The 22,967-nt window shown below is 59.3% G+C and carries 18 protein-coding genes and 1 pseudogene; 8 read left to right on the top strand and 11 right to left on the bottom strand.

What is annotated here, in order from left to right:
• Both C1878_RS15525 and C1878_RS15520 read right to left on the bottom strand, forming a co-directional pair.
• Nucleotides 1–1,497 (bottom strand): sensor histidine kinase KdpD, encoded by a 1,497-nt coding sequence (locus tag C1878_RS15525; RefSeq protein WP_114602509.1) that lies wholly within the window; start codon nt 1,495–1,497, stop codon nt 1–3.
• Nucleotides 1,498–1,504: 7 nt separating this feature from the next.
• The gene (locus tag C1878_RS15520; RefSeq protein ID WP_167510338.1) at nt 1,505–2,254 is read right to left on the bottom strand and encodes a response regulator transcription factor; all 750 of its coding nucleotides are present in this window, start codon (nt 2,252–2,254) and stop codon (nt 1,505–1,507) included.
• 423 nt (nt 2,255–2,677) lie between these two features.
• On the opposite strand from C1878_RS15520, the gene C1878_RS15515 reads away from it, so the two are divergent.
• Nucleotides 2,678–3,499 carry an ABC transporter ATP-binding protein gene (locus C1878_RS15515; RefSeq protein WP_114602508.1) on the top strand — a complete coding sequence of 274 codons (822 nt, stop codon included), beginning with the start codon at nt 2,678–2,680 and terminating at the stop codon, nt 3,497–3,499.
• Nucleotides 3,489–5,594 (top strand): FtsX-like permease family protein, encoded by a 2,106-nt coding sequence (locus C1878_RS15510; protein ID WP_114602507.1) that lies wholly within the window; start codon nt 3,489–3,491, stop codon nt 5,592–5,594. Before C1878_RS15515 ends, C1878_RS15510 begins: the two co-directional genes overlap by 11 nt.
• A gap of 646 nt (nt 5,595–6,240) precedes the next feature.
• Here C1878_RS15510 and C1878_RS15505 read toward each other — a convergent pair.
• Nucleotides 6,241–6,618: a recombinase family protein gene (locus C1878_RS15505; protein WP_114602506.1), complete on the bottom strand. Its 378-nt coding sequence runs from the start codon at nt 6,616–6,618 to the stop codon at nt 6,241–6,243.
• On the opposite strand from C1878_RS15505, the gene C1878_RS16655 reads away from it, so the two are divergent.
• On the top strand, nt 6,617–6,985 hold the full coding sequence (locus C1878_RS16655) for a hypothetical protein (protein WP_158539846.1): 369 nt from the start codon (nt 6,617–6,619) through the stop codon (nt 6,983–6,985). The two genes, C1878_RS15505 and C1878_RS16655, sit on opposite strands and share 2 nt — an antisense overlap.
• 74 nt (nt 6,986–7,059) lie before the next feature.
• On the opposite strand, the gene C1878_RS15495 is transcribed toward C1878_RS16655, so the two are convergent.
• The 5 genes from C1878_RS15495 to C1878_RS15475 form a co-directional block, all read right to left on the bottom strand.
• A complete protein-coding gene (locus tag C1878_RS15495; RefSeq protein ID WP_241963791.1) occupies nt 7,060–7,401 on the bottom strand; it encodes a 4Fe-4S dicluster domain-containing protein in 342 nt (113 codons plus the stop codon).
• An 18-nt stretch (nt 7,402–7,419) separates the two neighbouring features.
• Nucleotides 7,420–9,663 carry a molybdopterin dinucleotide binding domain-containing protein gene (locus C1878_RS15490; protein WP_114602504.1) on the bottom strand — a complete coding sequence of 748 codons (2,244 nt, stop codon included), beginning with the start codon at nt 9,661–9,663 and terminating at the stop codon, nt 7,420–7,422.
• A gap of 225 nt (nt 9,664–9,888) precedes the next feature.
• A complete protein-coding gene (locus C1878_RS15485) occupies nt 9,889–10,431 on the bottom strand; it encodes a TetR/AcrR family transcriptional regulator (RefSeq protein ID WP_114602503.1) in 543 nt (180 codons plus the stop codon).
• Between the two features lie 24 nt (nt 10,432–10,455).
• The gene (locus C1878_RS15480; RefSeq protein WP_114602502.1) at nt 10,456–11,034 is read right to left on the bottom strand and encodes a TetR/AcrR family transcriptional regulator; all 579 of its coding nucleotides are present in this window, start codon (nt 11,032–11,034) and stop codon (nt 10,456–10,458) included.
• Between the two features lie 325 nt (nt 11,035–11,359).
• Entirely contained in the window at nt 11,360–12,013 is a 654-nt protein-coding gene (locus tag C1878_RS15475; RefSeq protein ID WP_114602501.1) for a TetR/AcrR family transcriptional regulator, read from the bottom strand.
• A gap of 281 nt (nt 12,014–12,294) precedes the next feature.
• Here C1878_RS15475 and C1878_RS15470 point away from each other — a divergent pair, with 281 nt between their 5' ends.
• From C1878_RS15470 to C1878_RS15455, 4 genes are all read left to right on the top strand, one after another.
• Entirely contained in the window at nt 12,295–14,781 is a 2,487-nt protein-coding gene (locus C1878_RS15470) for a molybdopterin-dependent oxidoreductase (protein WP_114602500.1), read from the top strand.
• 12 nt (nt 14,782–14,793) lie between these two features.
• Nucleotides 14,794–15,141 (top strand): oxidoreductase, encoded by a 348-nt coding sequence (locus C1878_RS15465; RefSeq protein ID WP_114602499.1) that lies wholly within the window; start codon nt 14,794–14,796, stop codon nt 15,139–15,141.
• A 33-nt stretch (nt 15,142–15,174) separates the two neighbouring features.
• Nucleotides 15,175–16,473: an MFS transporter gene (locus C1878_RS15460; RefSeq protein WP_147272971.1), complete on the top strand. Its 1,299-nt coding sequence runs from the start codon at nt 15,175–15,177 to the stop codon at nt 16,471–16,473.
• 253 nt (nt 16,474–16,726) lie between these two features.
• Nucleotides 16,727–18,031, top strand: coding sequence for an MFS transporter (locus C1878_RS15455; RefSeq protein WP_114602497.1), 1,305 nt, complete (start codon nt 16,727–16,729; stop codon nt 18,029–18,031).
• A gap of 507 nt (nt 18,032–18,538) precedes the next feature.
• Here the strand turns inward: C1878_RS15455 and C1878_RS15450 are convergent.
• The 3 genes from C1878_RS15450 to C1878_RS15440 all read right to left on the bottom strand — a co-directional run bounded on the left by C1878_RS15450 (nt 18,539) and on the right by C1878_RS15440 (nt 21,788).
• On the bottom strand, nt 18,539–20,368 hold the full coding sequence (locus tag C1878_RS15450) for a hypothetical protein (RefSeq protein ID WP_114602496.1): 1,830 nt from the start codon (nt 20,366–20,368) through the stop codon (nt 18,539–18,541).
• The gene (locus C1878_RS15445; RefSeq protein ID WP_241963790.1) at nt 20,365–21,024 is read right to left on the bottom strand and encodes an RNA polymerase sigma factor; all 660 of its coding nucleotides are present in this window, start codon (nt 21,022–21,024) and stop codon (nt 20,365–20,367) included. The genes C1878_RS15450 and C1878_RS15445 overlap by 4 nt, the downstream gene beginning before the upstream one ends.
• 170 nt (nt 21,025–21,194) lie before the next feature.
• Nucleotides 21,195–21,788, bottom strand: coding sequence for a flavodoxin family protein (locus C1878_RS15440; RefSeq protein ID WP_114602495.1), 594 nt, complete (start codon nt 21,786–21,788; stop codon nt 21,195–21,197).
• Between the two features lie 524 nt (nt 21,789–22,312).
• Here C1878_RS15440 and C1878_RS15435 point away from each other — a divergent pair.
• Nucleotides 22,313–22,967: pseudogene (locus C1878_RS15435) on the top strand (hypothetical protein); the annotation flags it as partial.

Below are 22,967 nucleotides of genomic sequence, written 5' to 3'. Positions count from 1 at the left end.
CTACGCCAACGGCAGCGCCACCTCCACCGAGAAGCCCTCGCCGGGTGCGCCGTCGAGGGCGATGCATCCTCCGTGGGCCCGTGCGATGCGGTCCACCAGCACCAGGCCCAATCCGTGCTCGGCCGTCGCGGTGGAGCTGGGGGAGCCCGCGGCGCAGCCGGAGGCGCTCGCGGCGGTGCGCGACCGGGCGAGGCGCGCTTCGAGGGCGGCGAGGCCTTCGCGCGAGACGCCCGCGCCGTCGTCGGTCACGCGGATGACGGCGAATCCGGCGGGATCGCCCGCAGTCGCGCCCGCGCCGCGCCCGCCGCCCGATGGCTTTCCCTGGCGCACCGAAAGCCTCACGACCACGTTGCAGCCGTCCTCGTTGTGCAGGCGGGCGTTGGCCAGGGCGTTCTCCACGGCGCGCGTCACCAGGCGCTCGTCGCCCAGCACCACGGCGTCGGCCGCGCTCTCGTCCACCTCGAGCTCGAGGGGGTGCGCCTCGTCCAAGCCGTCGTTCGCGTGCGCCGCCACGACGGAGCGCAGCGTGCGCGCGAGGTGGATGCGCTCCAGGTCGAGCGGCTGCATGTCGTAGTCGAGCCGCGAAGCCGTGTTCAGATCGGTCACCAGATCGGCTATCCGCAGGCCCTGCGTGCGGATGACGGCCGCCTGTGCGCGAACGCCGTCCGGCGCCTGCCCGTCCTGCGCCACGGCGTCGGCGTAGCCCAGGATCATCGACAGCGGTGTGCGGATGTCGTGCGACACGCCGCGGATCCAGTTCGCCCGCGCCGCGTCCTTCTGCTCTATCAACGCCGACGCCTCGGTGATGCGCTCGCCCACGTCGCGCAGGTCGCCCTTGAGGCGCAGGGTGGACGGGCGGCCCTCCGACAGGTCGTCGAGCGCGCCCAAGATGGGCGCCACGGCGCGCTGCGTGCGGCGGCGCGACACAAAGTACGCGACGAAGAAGATGGCCAAGTCCACGGCGAACATCAGCAGCAGATACAGCGGCAGGTTGCGTATGGTGGACTCGGGGAGGTCCATCGACATGTGCCAGTACGCGCCCTTCGGGAAGCCAACGACCAGCAGCCCGTCGTCGCGGTCCCAGAAGAACGCAGGTCGGTCGGCCACCGTGCCGTAGTGGGCGGCCATGGCCGCGTCGGCGGGCGTGAGCGAGCGCGGCACGTCGGCCGGGACGTCGTGCTCCCACACCGCCGCGCCCGTTCCGTCCACGAGCAGGGCCCATGCCTCCTGCTCGGCCAGCACGTCGGCGGCCTCGGGCGACAGCGCGTAGGCGCCGTCCTCCTGCGCGAGCCCCGCGTCCACGGCGCGCACGGTGGCGATGGGGGTTCCGTCGTTGAAGTTGTTCTCCGACTCGCTGTAGGCGATGGCCGCGTACAGGAAGAAGTCGACCACCACCACCGCGAACGCCAGCAGCAGAAACGCCAGCAGCTGCTTGGTGAAGAAGCGCGGGAAGCTCGTCTGCGCGGCGCGGTTGGACCTGTCGGAATGTCTGCTCACAGGAGCCTCATCGCTTCGCCAGCTTGTATCCCAGGCCCTTCACGGTCACGAGGGACGCGGGTTTCGAGGGGTTGGCCTCGATCTTCTCGCGCAGCCGGCGGATGTGGGCCATAAGCGAGTTCTCGTAGCCGAACGACGTGCCCCAGCACGCCTCGCACAAGGCGTCGATGGTCACGATGCGCCCGGCGTTGCGCGCGAGCACGCTCAGTATCTCGTGCTCCTTCGCCGTGAGCAGCACCGTTTCGCCATCGGCGCGCTCCACCTCGGCCGTGGCGAAGTTCACGCGGCTCGCCTCCAGCTCGAGCAGCGGGTTCTCCTCGGCATAGCAGCGGCGCAGCACGGCGGCGATGCGCAGCACGAGCTCCTGGGGCAGAAACGGCTTCGCTATATAGTCGTCCGCCCCGAGCGACAGCCCCGACACGCGGTCGAGGGGCTCGTCCTTCGCCGTGAGGAACAGCGCGGGGGTGGAGGCGTGCGCGGGGCGCTCGCGTATGCGCGCGAGCAGCTCGAAACCGTCCATGCCCGGCATCATCACGTCCAGAACGAACAGCTGGTAGGCGCTTTCGGACGACGCCGCGCGCTCGTCGATGGCCGCAAGCGCCTCGGCGCCCGCATGGGCCACGTCCACGTGCGAGAACCCCGCGCCGTTCAGGATGGCGGCCACCATGCCCGCAAGCTCCGCTTCGTCGTCAACCAGCAGAACGCGCTTGTCCCGCAGATGCCGCTCCACCAACCCGAACCCGCCCGTCACCGCCATGCATGCCCCTTTCTCTCCATCCGCATTATGTCACACCCTCTCGTCAAGGAAGGGCGATTCTCCCTCCCTCGTAAGGCAAATGCAAGGTTCGGTAAGGAAAACGCAAGGTAGCAGGCGAGAGCGCGTAAGGCCGCGTTTGTAACCTGAAGAGGCAGCAACCGATGGCGCCCTTGCCGTCACCCTGAGCGGAGGCGGCGAAGGCTCCCTGTCGTCATCCTGAGCGGAGCGCGAAGCGCGAAGTCGAAGGATCCCGTGCGGCGGCAGCTGAAAGCGCCACGGCCGACGCCGCGCCGGATCCTTCGACTGCGCTCGCTCCGTTCGCTTCGCTCGGGATGACAGGGAGGGGCGCGAACGGGCGCTCTGGAGAGCGCCCCTACAGGGGTCGCCCAGGAGGGTTAACCAGACAAGAGAAGGAGCAGAAGCATGCCAACGGGAAAGCACGCAGGTCAACCAACTTCAACCGTGGTGGAAGTGCGCAACGTGAGCAAGCGCTACGGAGTCCAAGGGGGGAAGCGCTCGGACGCCAACATCACGCAGGCCCTCGATCGGGTGAGCTTCGCCGTGGCGCGCGCCGAGTTCGTGGGCATCATGGGTCCGAGCGGCTCGGGCAAGTCGACGCTGCTGAACTGCCTGGCCACCATCGACGCGCCCACGAGCGGGCAGATCGTGGTCGACGGACGCGACGTCACGGCCCTGCGCGGCAAGGAGCTCTCCGCCTTCCGTCGCGACGAGCTGGGCTTCGTGTTCCAAGACGCCAACCTGCTGGACACGCTCACAGCCTACGAGAACATCGCGCTCGCGCTCACCATCCAGAAGGTCCCGGCCCGCGACATCGACGCGCGCGTGCGCGCCTCCGCCGAGCAGCTGGGCATAGCCGACGTGCTGGACAAGCACCCCTTCCAGATGTCGGGCGGCCAGAGGCAACGCGTGGCCGCCGCGCGCGCCACGGTGACGAACCCGAGCCTCGTGCTGGCCGACGAGCCCACGGGCGCGCTCGACTCGAAGTCGGCCGCGCAGCTGCTGGAATCGCTCGCGAACCTCAACGAGCTGGGCTCCACCATCCTCATGGTCACGCACGACGCCACGTCGGCCAGCTACTGCGGCCGCATCGTGTTCATCAAGGACGGCCGCCTTTACGGCGAGCTGCGTCGGCAGGGGGCCGCGCGTTCGACGTTCTACCGCAAGATCGCGGACGTGGTGTCCGACATGGGCGGCGAGGGAGAGGAGGCCGCCCATGCTTGCTAGGCTGGCGCTCGGCAACGTGCGGAAGTCCATCGCGGACTTCGGCATCTACTTTCTTACCGTGCTCTTGGGCGTGGCGGTGTTCTACGCGTTCAACTCCATGGCCGCGCAGCAGGGCGTGCTCGCGTTCTCCGAGACGCAGAGCAAGATGTTCGAGCTGCTGGGCATGGTCATAGGCGGCGTGGCGGTGTTCATCGCGTTCGTGCTCGTGTTCCTGGTGGTGTACGCGAACCGCTTCCTGGTGAAGCGGCGCAAGAAGGAGTTCGGGCTGTACCTCATGCTGGGCATGCGCACGGGCGACGTGGTGAGGATCGTGGCGCTGGAGTCGCTCATCGTGGGCGCGGCGTCGCTCGTCGTCGGCTTGGCGGTGGGCGTGGGCCTGTCGCAGCTTCTGCTGTACGTGACCTCGGCGCTGTTCCAGGCCGACGTGGCCGCGGAGAGCGGGTTCTCGTTCGTGTTCTCGGTCGACGCGCTGGCGGAGACGGTCGCGGTGTTCGCCGCCATCTTCGCGCTCGCGGCGCTGCTGAACGCGCGCACGGTGGCCAAGGCCCGGCTCATCGACCTGCTGCACGCCGAGAGCAGGGTCGAGGACATGAAGCTGACCAGCCTGCCGCTTTCGCTCGTGCTGTTCGCGGTGTCGGTGGCCATCATCGGCGTGTCCTACAAGCTGCTCGTCGACAACGGGCTCATGGAGCCGTCGCCCGAGTTCGCGGCCGCCACGGTGCTGGTGTGCGTGGGCACCGTGCTGTTCTTCTACGCGCTGTCCGGCTTTCTGCTCAAGCTGGTGCAGCTGGTGAAGCCGCTGTACCTGCGCGGTCTCAACATGTTCACGTTGCGCCAGCTCAACGCCAAGGTGAACACCACGTTCGCGTCGCTGTCCGTCGTGTGCCTCACGCTGTTCCTGGCCATCACCAGCGTGTGCGGCGGCATCGGCATCCGCAACGCCGTGGAGGGCAGTTTGGAAAAGGGAACCGCGTACAGCGCGAGCGCCGTCAGCGTGTTCGGCTCGTTCGACGCCGAAGGGAGCTACGTGCCCGATCCGACCATCGAGCCGTACGCGCGCTTCGCCGAAGCGCAGGGTTTCGACATGGCCGCAGGCCTGCGGCAGAGCGCCGCCACGCTGGGCGCGGGCGACTTCGACGCGCTCGTGCAGGACGCGGCGCAGGTCGACCAGTACGTCGACGCCGCCGACGCGCTCACCATGGGCGACGTGGAAGCGGCCAGCGGGCTTTGCCTCAAGGACACGGCCGGGCCGTCCGTCAACTCCGGCTACGTGAGCTACCCGGTGTGCCTGACCAAGCTGTCCCAGGTGAACGCGGCCCTTCAGCTGGCGGGGAAGGAGCCGCTGTCGCTTGGCGAGGGCGAGTGCGCGGTGATGAGCGACTCCGACATCACGTCCGAGTTCTACCGGGGCATGGTCGAGCGCCACACGGTCCTGCCCGTGAGCGGGCGCGATCTGAAGGTGGTCCGGTTCTCCGGCGAGTCGCTCATGACGGTGCCGTTCCCCATGAACACGGGCACGGTCGTGGTGAACGACGACGTGGTGCCCGAAAGCGCCGTCGTTCTGCAGTCGGTGCTGGACGTGCAGTGCGCGAGCGACGAGGACGAGCGCGCGCTCGGCGAGATGCTGGCCGCCGTGTCCGACACGGACAACCCCGACACCTGGCCCCTTTCGAGCACGTTCACGCGCGCCGAGGTGTACGAGCAGAGCCTGAGCCTGTCCACCGTGGTGGCGTACCTGGCCATCTACCTGGGTTTCGTGCTGGTCATAGCCTGCGCGGCCATACTCGCCATCCAGCAGCTCTCCGACGCGTCCGACAACGTGCGCCGCTACGGCCTGCTGCGCAAGCTCGGCGCGCCCGAGGGCATGATAAGCGGCGCCCTGTTCGCGCAGGTGCTGGTGTACTTCCTGTTCCCGCTGCTGCTGGCCGTGGCGCACGCCTGCTGCGCGCTGACGGTGGTCACCGACGTCGTGGCCGTGTTCGGGCACTTGGACATCGGCTCGATGGCCCTCACCTGCGCCGCCTGCTTCCTCGTCGTGTACGGCGCCTACTTCGCCGTAACGTATCTCGGCGCAAGGAGGATGATCCGGGGGTAGGGAAGATAGGAGTACCGTGGAACGGTCGTTTATGGAAGCCTCGTAGGGGGCTGTCAAAAGTCTCTGGCGAGAAAAGAGTTGGAATCTGTAAGGGGTTTCAACTCTTTTTAGTTTTGCGAATGGAAAGGCCGTGCGGTCCTGCGCTGGGAATGCGGTCGCCATGGCAGTGTTCTTCCTGCCCAGCGCTTCGAACAACTTCCTCATGTTGTGTCGAGCGCCACAAGGCCCCATTCGAGCGCTGCCTTCTCCAAGCCCCGCATTGTGAAGCGCTTGAAGCCCTAGTTGCCCTTGATGTTGCCGAGCACCGTTTCCATGTCGGTGGTCCGCCTACGCCCGAGAATGGCCCCTCGTCACTTGCAAGCATCCTCTCGCTCCGTTGCGGTAGGTCGTGAGGGAAATGGAGCGGCTGGTCGGCTAAAGGATATCAAGATGCGTTGCTGAATAGCTTCATTGCGTTCCTATAGAACTTCTCTGTCGTTAGGTCTTAGGACAACTCTAAAGAAATGGAAGCACAATAAATTCTATGAGCAAACGATGGGGGCGTGTTGATTGACGGGGCTCATATCCTCTTCAAAATCTTCATGGTGCACTGATTCAAGCAGCACGCCCCCTAATGCCAATAGTGGCTTAGCTCAAAGTTTTATGCTTAGGCACCCGCACCGCGGCAAGCGCCGCCCATCATGTTAGAGAAGATATCGGCGTTAGGATCAACGCAAACAATCTTGAGGTTCTGCTTCTCAAGCTCAAGGCTCAAGAACAGATAGCGCTTATGGTTGAGCGCAATTGTGCCGGTAGAGCTTACCAGAACGGCTTCTGTATGTTCAGGGACATCGCCGTTCAGAAGCCTATCGAGTTCGGGACGCTTGTCGCGCAGGCCTGCGCCGCTTTCATCGATATAGTAACCTGCAAGTTCTACGTTATTTTCCGCACAATATTTATCGATGATAGCTTTCTGATCCTCGATCAAATTAGTGCCTTCGGCTTTTTCTTCAGGTGAGATTCTGCAATATGCAACTGCTTTCATGATCGCTCCTCCTATATTGTTGAATGCGCAAAGCAATCAACTCGTTGCTTATGCGTACAGGGTTTCTGCCTATTCTCCAGAGACTCCCGGAGCATTGGGAGCCTTTGGGGTCGAAGGTACGCCCGGTATCGCAGGCGTTGCGTCAGACGCACTCAGCATTATGGAACAGAACGGGCATTCGTTGGGAACGTTGCCCATGACCGGATTGATTTTCTTGCCACAATTTGGGCATTCAATGCTTGTCTCGATGGCTGCTGGTCTGAAACACATATATTTTTCCTCATGTATTCTTTCTGCCACTTCTTACGCTGTGGCTGCGCTCTTGCTTCTTGCCTTTTTACCGACCCTTCTTCCAAATGCGGGATGATGAAAGAGTGGCCGTGGGGACAGCTGTTGCACTGGTATCTGAAACAGCCGTCCCTTTTCTGTTGAAGGCTTATGCTATTGGAACGGTACGAAACAAGCAGCTCCATCTCCAAGCTGTTTGAGCGTTGCCGGCAGATCATCAATGTCTACTACTTCGAGGCATTGTGCTAAGCAATGGTGGACGCATGCGGGCTTCTGCCCAGTTTCAATGCGGGCTGTGCAAAGATCGCAAAGCTGCGAAGGGATTGGTATGTAATCCCACGTCCACTTGCCGCCAAGTTGAGCGGGACCCATGTCTGCCAGCTTAATTCCCCATTCGTCTAGCGGGATGCCTTTCTCGTTACGGCAGGCTACCTCGCAGCTGTGGCAGCCGGTGCAATACTTAAAATCGACAACAAGGGCTTTGCCTTTCATCATGACACCTTCTCTCTTCTGCTAGCCTTCAAGCGAATCAACTTTAGCAACGCTGCACAAAGTGCTTTTGTAGTTAGCGCCAAGTCCCATAATGGCCGTGTGGTCGTTGGGGATAAGCGAGTTCACATCGCTCTTCCACAATCCGAACAGGTTAGGCGCTGCGGCTTCCTGCTCGGGGAACCACCAGCCGTGCTGGGCATGAACAACGCCTGGGAGAATGCCCTTGGTAACGTGGGCCTTCTCGACGCAACGGCCATACTGGTTCTCAAGAGCGACCCAATCCCCTTCTTCGATGCCGTATTCGGCAGCGGTGTCGGGGTTGATTTCAACGACCGGGTTCGGGTTGATGGCGCGTAGGCTGGGCATTTGGCGGTGCTCGGAATGGAACATGGCGATGCTGCGGGCACCCGTGGTCAGGATGAGCGGATATTTTTCGGCCAATTCCGGCATGCTGATCGGGCTGAATACGGGCTCCTCGTAGTAGGGCAGAGCGTCTTCCCCAAAGTTGGGGTAAATCGTGCTTTTAAGCTCTACAAAGCCCGTGGCGGTATTAAAACCGGGTTCGCCGTCGGGGCGCAGCAAACCCTTCTCGTACTTTTTGTAATGGAACTCCTGCTGCACGGTGACTCGCTCTTGAAGATCTTTGTAAGTCATGTTGAACGGCTCAAGGGCGTCGTCAACGAATTCTTGGGGGGTTCTCCACGGCCACATCTCGGGATTGAGGCGATGGCCGGCCCACAGCAAAATCTCAAGGTCGGATTTGCAGTTGCCAACGGTAACAACATCCTCTATGGCGCCTAGCATATGCGTGTTGTTGCCGAAGTGCGGATAGGCTACGCCCACGTGTTCCACCGTAGTATTGATAGGGAGGAACAAATCGCAAACAGCCATGGCAGTGGGTGTCATAACTATATCTTGAACCACGTTGAATTCCATCTTCATTAAAACGTTGTACCAGCGACTCGGTTCTGCATACGCCGTAGCCGCCAGGGGGTTGGTTCCGAAGAACCAGCACATACGAAGAGGGTAGGGCGTTTCGCGTTCGCCATAGCGCAGCAACGAGTCAGGATGGGCGCTGGCGAACGTCATGCGGAAGCCGTCCCATTCGGGATCGACGGCGCGTTTTGCCCAAAGTTCGGGACCCAGCGATTGAAGCGCGTTGCTCTGCCATTTTCCGAGGTAAGGGGAAGGTGTCGCAAGGGTGATGCCACCGGGCACGTCGAAGTAGCCGCAAATAGCGCCAATGCTCATTACCGCATAAGCACCTTGGGTAGCGTTTTTGGCAGTATCGAGCGCAAGGCCCCATAAAATGCTCGAGGGCTTTGAGTTGGCAAAGGCACGGGCTGCGCTGATGATGATGTCGCGTGGGACCCACGAAACATCTTCGGCGCGCTCGGGCGGATACTCCTGTACGCGTTCGCGAAGATCTTCGAATCCATAGCACCAGTTCTCGACGAACTCGTGATCGTAGATTTCTTCGTTGATAATCACGTTGAGCATCGCCAGAGCAACGATGGCGTCTGTGCCGGGCCTCAGCTGCAGGAAGTATTCAGCGTGTGCCGCAAGCCAGGTAACGCGGGGATCAATGACGATAAGCTTCGTCCCCCTTTTCATAAGGTCGATGACGGCGTGGCCGAACAGGCCATCGCCGTTTGAGTAGAGCGGGTTCTTGCCCCAAACCATGATGTACTTCGGTACCTCATAGCGCGGGTCATCATAGCGGTCGGGGAAGAACGCCGCATAGTCCAACTCGGGATAGCCGCCGCCGACGATGTAGTCGGCTACCGCGGTGCGGGGGCCGTAGCACGAGTAACCGCTCATCGTGAAAGTCGCATTTGGCGAGCCCAAGGCAGAATAGGTGAAACCGAAGCAATACTCGTTGACCTCGCGACCTGTGCCCTGAAGGCCGATGATGGACTCGGGCCCCCATTCCTCTTTGACATGGTTTACATGCATCTCGATAAGATCGAGCGCGTCGTCCCAAGAAATCTCCTCCCACGTATCTTTGCCGCGATCCTTGGGGTCGCGCACCAACGGATGGAGGATGCGATCTTTATGGTAAACGATTTCTTTCAGGCTGAGACATCTCGGGCACAAGCGGCCCTGCGTGATGGGGTGCTCCGGATCGCCTTCCACTTTTGTCAGCTCGCCGTCAACGGTTGTGAGCTTGAGACCGCATCCAACGGGATGGCATCCCGGAGGAGACCACGCACAGGCGCGGGTGACGACGACTCCGTTGCTTTCCTCTCTCCATTTTTCTCCCATGCAAAGCTCCTCTCTCACTCGTCTTCGGGTTCGTTATCGCAAAGCTCATTTCGGCCGCGATGGACAACCCCTATGAGTCAAGTGTATGAGCAGGATTTTTACAGCGCTCCTTACAACGTCTCTAAACTATGCGGAGAAAGTGACATAACGCCCAGTTTGTCACAGGAAAGCTGTCGCCTATAGGATGCCTGACAAGATAGTCTTGTAAGACGACTTTTGTGTTAGTTAATCGAGGAGGTCGATAAGGTAGTTGGGAATGCAGTTGTAGCAAATTTTTGCGAAGAAGGGAGGCTTTGGGCGCATGCCGCGCATGCACCAAGAAATGAGCGTGCGATAGTGGGTGTTGATGTATTCGTCAACGCAGTACGTCGTTTCGCTTGTCACTAAGATACCGAGTTCGGCGATGCATGCAAGAAGGCGCTCCTTGCTGAACCTGAAGCGTGATACAACATCAATGTCGTGCGGATTCAAGGTGAATGCATTGCAGAGATAATCCTTTTCCTCGTAAAGGAAATACACCTGGTTGATAAGGCTTTGGCGCCAATCCTCGCGTGAGGCGATGGCTTTGAAATAGAGTTCCTCACTTAAGTTGAGATACCAATAGGCGATGTCGTATTTTGACGAAAAATGCGCATAAAAGGTCTGGCGGGAGATGCCAATGGCGCTGCAGATGCTTTTTACCGAGATATCGTCGATCGGGCGGTCAATTGCGTGCAGAGCTTCTAAGTTGACTTTGTCGTTTTGGGTCAATAGTAAATACCCTGTCAAAAGAACCCCCTTCCAGAGTCCGTATCAGTCATACGTGAGCTCGATGGTATCGCGGTCGAGGGCCTCGATGAGAGGCGTCGGCATGCACTCGGTAAAGTAGCGGGTCGTCAGGTCGGGTGGAGTGGGCATGTTCTCCAGACACCAGTCGACTACGAACCTGTTTCCGCTGAAAGCGAAATACTGCGCGTAAAACCTCAGGTCGTCATCGATTGAGAGATGCTTGTAATCGCGCAGCGTCTTTATGAACTCGTCGCGGCGATGTTCGAGCTGAAGTTCAACGCTCGGCTTGTTGGGGGTGTTTGAGAAAGCGTACCTCAAATGACGCTTCTCACTATATAAAAGCGAAAAGTATCCGCGTACGCCCGTGTCCCATTTAAGCGAGCGGCCGATTTGGATCAAGTATAGTTCGGCGGCAAGATCGAAAAGCCAAGAGGCGATTGCATATTTCGAGTCGAAATGCGTATAGAAAGTAGGGCGCGAAATATGGCAGTTCTTACAGATTTGACTGACCGTAATTTCTTCAATCGGGCGGTCAATTCCGCGCAGAATCGCAAATTTTGTCTGCTCTTTTGCAGGAAGAAACACATACTTGACGTTATCCATGGCGCCTTCCTCTTACATTGATCGAGGCTCTGTTAGGCTGCTTCTGTAGTCACAGAAAACTTAAGGCTCATTTTACGGTTATCTGCAAGCATTCTTCCAGTCAAGCTAGTAACGCCCTCGAATGTTTGCTGGAGTTTTCGGGCCTGTAACCAAACCCAGCGCTAGCTATTCTGCGCCACTCCAGGCTTACTGATCGTCTTTTTTCCGCTGCGTACAATTTTGCCCCCGATTTGGCTCACCGGTTTTTCATTGAAAGAGACGCTCTCTCGCGTAAGAACGGGCATTTCCTTCGCCCATCCTTTGAACTTACCGCATCTTCCGCACATCATGCATGCATAGCCGCACATGATAATCTCCCGTCAGTATGAGCATGGGCAGCTGCTGTGCCAGTCGTCACGATTTTGCGCTGCTGATCCCGTGTGACAGGTGCTGCCGGCTCGTTTAACAGGTTGCGCAACCTCTCGGGCATGCAGGCGCTGAAATACTTTTTGAAGATTGCTGGCGGGTACGGGGTATTGCTAAGGCACCATTCGACGATCAAGGCCTCGCCCGTGAAGACGTAGAACCTTGCAAAATAAAGAAGCTCATCATCGATATGAGCCTTCTTAAAGTCTTGCAGCGTTTCGATCACCGTTTCATAACGAATCTTTAAGCGCTTTTCTACAGCCCTCACATCAGGATTCTCCGCAAAGGCGAACTTCAAATAATCGTGTTCCTCGTAGAGCATGGACAGAGCGAGCTCATGGCCCTTTGTCCAAGAGAGCGAGCGCCCGATTTCTCCCAAATAAAGTGAGTCGATCAACCCGAGGAACCAAAAGGCGATATCGTATTTTGATGCGAAATTGCGATAGAACGTTTGACGAGATACGCCGCTAGCTTGGCATATTTCGCTGACCGTCAATTTGTCGACAGGTTTGTCGAGCGCGTGGAGTATGCGCAACCTCATCTCTGCGTTGCTCGGAAGAAAGATGTAACGCATAAAGTTCACAGCCCCTTTCCTGCAAACATCGTGTGTCTTTAATTCTATAGAGAATCTTGCTGTTGTTGGGTTGACAAACGCCCCAAAATGTCACGCTCGAAAAGGCAAATAAACACTCGTTAAGCGGGATGCCGGGGCTTGAAAATCAGGCGAATCTTACAAAAGGCGCCAGAGTGTCTAATCGTTTTATATGGGAATCGTTTTTTGGAAATTGCTTATTAACGCAGCAGGTTTCTATCTTCTTATTGCAAGGAAAATTTCAACAAAGAAGAGGGGGTTTTATGCTTTTCAATTATGACGAGTTTCTCGAGTCTATTGACCGAGAGGCTTACCACGAGGGGGAATGGCGTTGGGAGGAAGACGGATACGAGGTAACTCGCACCTATCCGTATTCCGCCCCCGGTTGCCACAATTCCTGCGGGCTTCTTTACTATACCAAAGACGGCAAGCTGGAGCGTGTCGAGGGCGACCCGCTGGATCCGTTTGCGGGTGGCAAATTGTGCATGCGATGCCTTGACCTGCCCGAGGTGGTTAACCATCCTGAGCGCATTAAGTATCCGATGAAACGCGTCGGCGAACGGGGCGAGAACAAGTGGGAGCGCATCACGTGGGACGAGGCGGGCGAGATCATCAAAGCAGAACTTGCTAAGCTTGACGCGCAGGGCTACGGCCGTGAATCGATTTTCGTGGGTAGCGGTACTGGGCGCAACGTCATCTGGCAGGTTCCGCTTATCGGTGTCGCTCTCGGCACGCCCAACGTCGGACCGCTGAATCTGACCGGGCAGTCGTGCTACGCTCCTCGCGTTTGCGGCACCGCCGCTCCGATGGGCGACTATCCGATCGTTGACGCATCGATGACGAGTCCTGACCGATATGCAAACGTAGAGTGGCGCAAGACGGATATTTTAGTCGTATGGGGCAACGAACCGCTGAAGTCCAACGCCGACGGCTACATCGGCCACTGGCTTCTTCCGGCGATCCAGATGGGGACGAAGATCATCTCCGTCGACCCCGTTCTCACGTGGTGGGGGGCCCGCGCCGAGTACTGGTTGCCGGTTCGGCCCGGTACAGACTGCGCAATGGCTCTCGCCTGGCTGAACGTCATCATCTCCGAGGATCTCTACGATCACGAGTTCGTCGACTGCTGGTGCGCATATTTTGAGGAGCTGGCAGAGCACGTAAAGCAGTTCACCCCTGAGTGGGCGGCTGAAATTTGCGGCGTCCCGGAGGAAGATATCGTTGGAGCTGCCCGCCTGTACGCCAACGCTAGTCCCGGTGCCATTCAATGGGGTCTGGCTTACGACACCCAGGTCGCATCAATGGAGCTCACCCTTGCGGCAAGCGATATCATGGCTATTTGCGGCGACATCGATGTTCCCGGCGGTGCGGTTCTTGTTCACAATTCATTCGAGATCAATGCAGGCTATGCGTTGACTGACATGTATCTTCCGAATGCCGACAAGAAGCTCACCATCCGCGATCTGGGCTACGAGGGCTTTCCGTTTATGGGATCCCCTGATCCTGACGCGGTAAACATAGCGATGGAGGCTGGCAAGCCGTATCCGATCAAAATGCTTTGGACCCAGAGTTCGAACGCGCTCTCGTGTATGTCATTTGCGGCTCCGCGCACATATGAAACCGTTAAGAACGCTATTGATTTCTGCGTGTATGCAGATCCGTTCATGACTCCTTCAATGGTGGCCTTCGCCGATCTCGTTCTGCCCGTCGCTATGACCACCGAGCGCAATTCTGCGCGCACGTGGTGGGAGCCCGTTCGCGCAATGAAGAAGGTGACTTCGTTTTACGAGGCGAAGTCCGATGAAGAAATCATTTGCTGGCTTGGCAACTTGCTCTCACCCGAGATATTCAAGCGCTGGCCGACTGCGGAGGATTTGATCGAGGATTACCTACGTACTGGTCTTGCCGCACGCGGTGAAGACGGCGAAATCGTCAAGGCCGTATTTGTTGCGGCGCTCGATGATGACGATGCCGGTCTCAACGAGCGTAAGGATAGCGAAGATGAACGCACCCTCTTCCGCGCGAGCGAGGAAGGGATCGCTTTATTCGATGACTTGGTCCAGAACAGCTGCGGCCATCGATATTGGGATTGGAACGGCACTTATCGCAAGTATGAGAAGGGCCTGCTGCGTCCCGACGGCAAAGTTGGCTTCAACACGATAAGCGGCCGCATCGAGCTTGTTCCTCCTACATATCGGGTATGGGGTATCGATCCGCTGCCGACCCACTCAGAGAACATTCAGAGCCAGAAATGGTTCAACGATCCCGAGTTCCGTAAAGAGTATCCGTTCTATTGCGTTAACGGTGCCCGCTCTTATGAGTTCTTCCACTCCGAGCACCGACAGCTCGAGACAATGCGCGAATTCCATCCTGATCCGCTCGTCAAAATCAATCCCGAGACGGCCAAAGAATACGGTCTCAAAGACGGTGATTGGATCTGGATCGAGAATCCCGATGGCCGCTTCAAACAGCGCGTGAAGATCTTCCCCGGCGTGAGCAAGTGGTGTGTCTCGGCCGAGCACGGCTGGTGGTTCCCCGAGCAGCCTGCCGAAGAGCCGTACTTGTTTGGCACATTCGACTCGAATCCGAACAATATCACGCACGTTATGGAAACGGGATCGGGCGGTGTTGGCGCTCCCCGAAAGAATGTCTGTTGCAAGATTTACAAGGTCCAAGAAGGCGACACCATGCCTGGCGAGCAGATCACCCGCTTGGGCGGCTTCCGTGATTACGTCGCCGGCGAAATGTAGGAGGAAGCGGAAATGAAGGGAATTCTCGTCAATTACGAGTATTGCACCGGCTGCCACAGCTGCGAGGTGGCCTGCAAGAAGGAGCTCGGGCTTCCTAAGGGTGAGTACGGCATCAAGATCGATGAGTTCGGCCCAGTGAAGATCACTGTCGGCCCGAAAGCAGGCAAGTGGGAATGGGCGTTCTTTCCCATGGTCACGAAGTCATGCGACTTGTGCGAAGGCCGTATCGCCAAAGGCAAGATGCCCATGTGCGTCCAGCACTGTCAGGCGTGGTGCCTGGCCTATGGGGAAGTCGAGGATCTGGTCCGCAAAGTGGACGGCAAGACTCGCTATGCATTGTTGGTTCCAGAACAATCATAAAAGCCTTGCGATCAAAAAAGGAGATGGTGCGTTGTGGGAGAGCCTAAAAAAAAGATGCACTACGCATGGAAGGTATTGATCGGCTTGTGCTTCCTCGGCGTAGGCGGTTTTCCGTTGATTTTCAACCTCGTTGGTGTATACATGGTGCCGGTGAGCACTGCCATGGGAATGGATATGGGCAGTTTTGCAATGTTCTTGACCATAGAGGCGGTCGTTGCATTGTTCGTTATTCCAATCGGCGGCCGATTGTTCAAAACCAAACATGTCAGTTTAGTGATGACTGCGGGCATCATTTGCTGCGTGATTGGCGTTCTGGGCTTCACGATGGCAAGTCAGCCATGGCATATGTACGTCATCGGCGCAATTCTGGGTTTGGGCTGTCCGTTCATATTCGGGCTTCCGCAAACCGTTCTCATCGGTAATTGGTTCGGAAAGAAATACCAGGGTCGTATGATGTCGATCTGCATGGCTTGTTTGGTGGCCAGCCCGATTTTCTGGGCGCCGATCTTCACCATGATTCTCAACACCTTCGGGTATCACGTTACTTACATAATTAACGCCGCTCTTATCGCAATTCTCTGCCTCCCTTGGGCGATTTTCGTGTTCCGCAGGGCTCCCGAAGATATGGGTATGGAACCTTACGGCGTCAATGAGGAGGCAGGCGGCAAGAGCGCGCTTGAGGAAGAGAACGATCTCAAGGTTGGTATCACTCCCGGTGCCGCAATGAAGACCCTCCCGTTCTGGGCTATCTTGCTCGCTGCGTGTTTGATCTGCTTCGCAATGGGCTATCAGAACTACTCCGTGCTTCTTGCCGGCTCCTACCTGCCTAGCCTAGGCGAGGCAGGTGCGGCTATGTTCGGAGCCACTATGATCTCCACGTTCTCGATCGGCTCGCTGTGCGCAACGTTCCTGTTTGGCTTCCTGCTTGACAAGGGTTGGTTCAAGCAGACCTTCGTCCTGTTCCTGGCTCTGTTCGTTATCGGCATGGTGTGCTGGTTCACGCTGCACAATGAAATCGGGTTGCTAGTTGGCGCCTTCTGCCTTGGCACTCACAACGGCTTGGCAACAGTAGGCTTCCCGCTGGCCCTTCGCCGCCTGTTCGGCGGCAAACATTATTCCGTTACTTATTCGTACGTCAATATGTGCAGTTCGACCGTCGGCGGTTTCAGCTCGTCGATTCTCGGCTTCATTTTTGCAGCGGTTGGAGGCATACAAGGCATGCTCGTCTTTGGCATCGGCCTGGCAATCGTTATTGCGATCTGTGCGCTTATTGGCGTATCCTTCATCGGCAAGATTCCGTGGCCAGAGGATAGCAAGGCAGCTGAAGCATAAACTCGGGGGTGCGGCAAGAAACCCTGGAGATAGGTGAAGGGGTTGCCGCATCTGCCCGATGTCGTTAGGCGACGATTTATACACCGGTTAGGCAGTTATTGGAGCGGCCTATCTATCCAATGAGCAGCGCTTGATCAGATAGGCCCTTCCGTATGCTGTTTGGCGCTTATATGCACGCAACTGAATCAAAGAGGAGCGCCCTCTTGCAAGACGATGCTTCGAGGAGCGCATGAGTGCGTATTAGGGGGGGAAAGTGACTGTTGGGGGAAAGCAAATTCATTATGCATGGCTCATCTTTGTAGGATGCTGCCTTTTAACAATTGGCGGCTTTCCGCTCGTATATAGCTTGCTGGCCGTATATCTGCTTCCAGTCTCTTCGGGCCTTGGAATCAATACGGCAGATGTGTCGATATGGCTGTCTGCCGACGGTTTAGCCGCATTGGCTGCAATGCCTCTCGCAGGTTATCTGTTGCAAAAAAAGAACATCAACGTATGCATGACGGTTGGTGCATTGCTGACTATCGCTGGTATCGCTGGCTTTGCGTTTGCTGCGAACGCATATCACTTCATCATCTGCGGCCTGTTTATTGGCTTTGGTATGCCGTATCTGTTCGGCCTTGCAGAAGTGATGCTCATCGGCAACTGGTTCGCCGTCAAGTATCAAGGCCGGGTGCTGGGCATATCCATGGGCTGTCTCGGTCTTGCTGTGGCGGTTTGGTCGCCTCTGTTTACTTGGCTGGTCCAAAACCTCGGTTTCCAGACGACTTACCTCATTAACGCTGCCTTGGTGGCGGTTTTGATCCTTCCCTGGACACTGTTTGTTTTTAAACGAGATCCTGCAGACAAGAATCTTCTGCCTTATGGCGTCGAAGAAGGCCATTCGGATGATGCCCTCGAAGCAGACGCACACGTGGGGATGAGGCCGGGCAAGGCATTTAGGACAGTCGGCTTTTGGATGGTGTACATTGCCGCCTGCACTACCAGCATCGGTATGGCATTCGACAACCATCAGCCTTCAATCGCTATCGAGTTTCTGGCCCCCGATGTCATGAGTGTGGATGCTGCGGTCTCCTTCAGCGGATGGCTGCTTTCTTGCTATGGCATCGGGCAGGTTGCGGGGACTTTTGGCTTTGGGTGGCTGCTCGATCGTATGAAGATGAAGCCTGTATACGGGCTCTTTCTTGTTATGTTTGCGGCAACATTTGCGGTGTGGACGTTTTGGCATTCTCAGGCAGGCCTCGTTGCGGCGGCGCTGTTGCTCGGTACGCATAATGGTCTCGCTACAGTTGGTTACCCATTGCTCATACGTCGCCTGTTTGGAGGAAAATACTATTCGCGAATCTACTCTATCGTCAACATGAGTACAGCTTTCCTTGGTGGGTTGGCCACAACGCTCGTGAGCCTGAGCTACGATGCTTTGGGCTCCTACGCAAACGTCATCATGGTCGCATTCTGCCTCATTTGCTGCATTGCGGTTTGCAGCTTTGTTGCAATGTCCCGCATTGGGAAATACAAATGGGAAGACGATGGGTGCGCTCCTGCTCTGCAGCAAGTTTAATAAATTGATAGTTCATTTACGTATCGAAGTGAGAATCGTGCAAGCTAATCAGAGGGGTTTTTGAAAAACTGTTAGAAATCTATTGATCTCGGCTAGGATCAATCGGCTCAACCCAAGACCGTTGAAAAAGGTATCTTCTTTTGTTTTGCTTTGCTCTGCCTTAGAGGAAGGGCGGGTGCGCCTACAACTCGAAGATGATGTTCAAAGTTGCCCGCTTCGTTTACGCAAACGGTGTCTACTCGTCGTGTAAGACAGGGCGGGTCGCGCCCGAGAGTGCCTGGTTCATGTCGCTCTCGGGCATGTTTCCGCTCGCCGCAACACAGGGAAGCTGTTCGAGGCTATTAACGGGAAAACTCCGCTATGGTGGTCGTGTTCCCGGCATAAGACCCTGTAGCCTTTTTGTCTGTAAAACCAAAAAGACCGGAACCATTGCAAGTTCCGGTCTTTTCTCGCCAGAAGACTTTTTGGTAAAGCCCCGTTTCGGCTGATACAGCTCCCTTTTCGTCGTCACATCTGCGCGCCGAGGGCGAAGGCCTGGGTGATGCCCGCCCCTGTGATGTCGACGACGAACAGGCATGACGGGTCGTCGAGCACGGAGTCGGGGACGATTTTGATTATCGTCGCCCGCTTCGTCTCGCCGGGCTCGAACGACAGCGCGCACGGGTTCGTGCCTTTGAGGTTCTCGCCCCCGTCACCGAAGTAGAGGGCTTCGTTGAGGGCGTTGAACGTCGCGTTTCCCTGTCCGTCAACGACGGCGAATTCGCCTAGACCGAGTTCGCGCAACCGCTCTGAGTTCAGCGGCAGTTGCCGGGCTTCGGCGGCCTCGTTCGTCACGTCCATGGTGACGGTCGCAAACGAGAAGCCGTCGCTGATCTCGTGCGTTTCCTCGTCGATGCGGTAGCCATGCACCTGCTCGCTGATCCGGTTCGCATAGGCTGCGTCCGTCTCGCCCAGGACGTCTTCCAGCGCGAGCGCCTTCGGCAGCGTTCGCGTGCGCTCCACGGCGGGAAAGGATAGGGAGAACGAGGCCGTGCTGCCGTCCTCGCCCGACACGAGCGCCTGATCGCCGGGCTCGAGCCGCGCCCCTTCGGCGACGGCGAGCGCATGGCCGTCTCGCTGCGCCGGCTTGACGACGGGTTGACGGTCGAGGGTCATGGCCGGCATGACGGTTGCAGCGTATTCGTTGGCTTGGGACAGGTCGCCCGCAAACGGCTCGTTGCTTGTTTCGACGACGATACCGTACAGCGTGTGCACGAAGGTTTCGCCTTCCCTCAGGCTCTCGCGGTCTTGAACGATCTCGGGCGCTACCTGTTGTCGCATCCCTCCCAGGCTTTCCGTGCTTGCGGGAACGGTTTTCATGTCGGCAGCGTGCAGCTCGATGACTTGCGTGGTACAGTGGCCGTCCTCGAACGTGACGGTGACGGTGAGCGTTTGGCCGTCGAAGAGGTCGACAGCGGTATCGAAGGGAAACATCCCCGCTTCCTCGTCGTAGTCGTCGTTCGTCCATAGGCCGAAGCTCGTGGTTCCATCGGCTATGCCGGGTTCGTCGGCGCTGGTCACGTCGATGGTGGAGCCGAATATCTTAGCAAGGTTGACGCCGACGAGCTTACCGTGCGAACCCTCTGACACGCCGCCGGGCTTGCCTATGGGCACAACGTTGTCGTATGCGCTGAAGTACGTTCCCGTGCCGCGCTTCGTCGGTTTCCAAGAGAGGGCCTCGGTCCACTTCTCGGGTTCCTCCCCGGTTGTGCAAAGCTCGGTGGTGAAACGATACAGGCGGCCGTGCGTGACGTTCATCTGCACGCGGGCGATGCCTTCGCCTTCAATGCTGAACAGACAGCCGGTGTAGAACCCTTCGGTTTTGTACCGCTCGCCTTCGTACAGGCCATTGCTTAGGTCGCGGTCGAAGACGATCATGTCGTTCTCGCTCGGCTCGAGGGCTGTTGACCGGTCCGATGCCCAGGCCTGCACGGAGAACCCGCAGCGCGCGGCCGCCTCGTCAAGGGCGATGGAGGACGTTGCGGAAGGCCCGCCGTGCAGCGCGGAGGTGAGCGCCGGCACGCCGGCCACGACGAGGGCGCCGGCCACGAGGCAGGCGGCGGCGGGCAGGGCCCAGCGGCGGGCGAGGGCCGCGGCTCCGGGCGCGCGCTTAGCCGGTTGGGGCCTGCGGCGGGTCGGGCGCTTGGCCGGCGCGGCATGCGTCCGTGCGTCGCGCTCCTCGCTGCCTGCGGCGTCGGCCCGCAGGGCTTCGGCCACGACGCGGTGCTTCAGTTCCTGCGATGCCTTGATGTTCCCCTGCGCAGCGGCTAAGCGCTCGCGGAATTCCTTCTCGTTCATAGGTGCGCTCCTAAGTCGATCTTGAGGGCCTTGCGTGCGCGATGGAGGTGGGATCGGACGGTGGCGGGTCGCTCGCCGGTGATCTGGGCTATCTCGTCGGTTGCGTATCCTTCGTAATAGTGCAGCAGCACGGCCGTGCGCTGCTTGACGGTCAGGCGCGCGAGGGCGGCTTCCAGCTCGTCGTCGCGCTCCTCGCCGGTTTCCGCTTCGGGCTGCGCGGACAAGCGCTCCATGCTCTCGTCGTCGAGCTCGGCGCGGCGCTTGTGCCACGGACTGCGCCGCAGATCGTGGCAGCAGTTTACGGTCACGTGCAAAAGCCACGCCTTCAGATGCTCGTCGTCGCGGAAGCGTTTACCGCTCTGGTGCAGGCGCAGGAACACGGTCTGGAGCACGTCCTCGGCATCGGCGCGGTTGCCCGTGCGCCTCGCCGCCAGCCCGTACACCGTGTCGCCCCAGCGCGCGACGGCGTCCTCGAGCCGCGCTGCCGCCTCGCGCGCCGGCGCGACGCGCTCGTTGTCGGATGCGCCGATGTCCGCGGCGTTGCGGGAAACGCGTTCGCGAGCGTCTTCGCCGTGCGGGGGCCGCGCCGCGTCCGGCCGTCCCCGCGTTGCGACGCCGAAGCCCGCAGGCAGCGCCATCTCTGCTGATTCGTCCATGTCCCATCTCCTTTCCCCATGAACACGGAGAAGGGGTTGCCTTTTGTTGCGGTTTTTGAAAAAAGCCCGGCAGTAGGTTCCGACCATGCGCAGAACCTACTGCCGGGCTGCAAGGCGGCCCGCTGCCATCCGTATCGCAACGGCCGCTTCGCTTTGCGCAGGCGTGCGTCCTACAGCGAGGCGCCCAAGGCGCGGGCCTCTTCGAGGGCGGGGTTTTCGGCTATGTCGCCCACTCGGTACACCCCTCCCACCAGCACGCGGCCCAAGTCGCGCCAGCCCATGCGCTCGCACAGCGTCTCGTAATAGGAAACGATGGGGGAGAAGTTGCGTTCGGTGTCCTCTTCGGCGGGCATGAACAGCACGCAGCCCTTGCCGCCCGCCTCCTTAGCCGCGGCCGCCGCAGCCTCGCCGCCTGCCGCGGCGGCGCGCATGCCGGCCTCCATGAGCGCGAACAGGCGGTCGAGCACGGCCTTCATCTGCGCCGTGAAGCTCCAGCAGTACATAGGCGAGGCCAGCACCACCACGTCGGCCGCGCGGTAGGCGGCGTAGACGGCGTCCATGTCGTCCTTCTGCACGCAGGGGCTGTGCACGTCGGCGCCGCCGCCCAGGCAGCCTCGGCACGGCGCGATGTCCATGAGCGCCACGTCGAAGCGCGCGATGGTGCCGCCCGCCTGTTCGGCACCTTCCGCGAACGCGTCCACGAGCGCCGCCGTGTTCCCCTCGCGGCGCGGGCTTCCGTTCAGCACCAGCACGTTCTTCCCCATGGTCTGCCTCCTTGTCGTCATCCGCTCTCTGCAGCCGATTGTAGCGTGTCGAACCGCCCCGCCTTCCGACTTTTTGTAAAGCGTATAACCGTTCGAGCTCGGTTTCCTGAGACGGGTTCTCACGGTTGCATGGATTTCCGTCTTCCGCTGTTAAACCACCGTTGACACGTCCGTTCGCTTCTGTGGAGCGCCAGGCCGCCATCAGGCGCTATGCAGAGGTGCATAACGGTGGTTTATCAACGGAGAAGGGGGAATCTTGGCAGAAAAACCGAGTTCAGGGAATGGGAAGTGCTTGCCGGTTCGCTTTTTGATGATCGCCGAATCGTGTGACCTGGGATTTTCTAAAACCCTCATCGCGAAAGGTCACGAAACGGCCCGAACCGATTCCCTGAACTCGGTTTTTGTGCCAAGATTCGGATCTTCCGCTGTTAAACCAATATTGACATAGTCCCTATTTCGGGACAGCAGAAAAGGATCCCCGCCCTATGATGCGACCGTCGACGAAGCATCCAGGAGGAGGATCCATGGACCGGATTATAGACCAGATCAAGAGAATGCCCCTCGCGGAGAAGCGCGAGCTGGCCGGCGCGCTCAGGTCGGCGATAGCCGACGACCTGGCCGCCTGCGCGCGCGACGAGCCCGACCGGTGCCCGAGGTGCGGGTGCCCGGCCTTCGTGCGGAAGGGCCGCGACGCGTCCGGCGCGCAGCGCTGGCTGTGCCGGGGCTGCGCGCGCACCTTCGGCGCCAAGACCCTCGGCCTGCTCGGCCGCTCCAAGCTGCCGCCCTCGGCGTGGATGGGGTTCGCCGCCTGCATGGCCGACGCGCTGCCCCTGCGCGAGACGGCGCGACGCGTCGGGACGTCTCTCTACACCGCCTGGTACATGAGGATGCGCGTGTGCGAGGTCATGGGGCGCAGGCTGCTGCCCCTGCGAGGCGAGTCCTTCGAGGTCGACGGGACGTACTTCCACGGGTCCCTGCCGGGCGACCATGCGAGGTCGGGGTGGTTCGGGCTCGGGCGGGAGCCCCACCGCACCGGCCACGACGCGGGGTCCGCGGGACCGGGCAAGAAGGCGTGCGTCCTGTGCGGGGTCAGCGAGCTCGGCGACTGCTTCTGCGAGCTCGTCGACGGGGCCGAGGACAAGGCGAGCGCGTCCGTCGTCCTGGGCGCGAGGCTGCCCG

The organism is Gordonibacter sp. 28C (assembly GCF_003339845.1).
Taxonomy (GTDB): Bacteria; Actinomycetota; Coriobacteriia; order Coriobacteriales; family Eggerthellaceae; genus Gordonibacter.
This window is presented reverse-complemented; position numbering and strand designations above follow the sequence as displayed.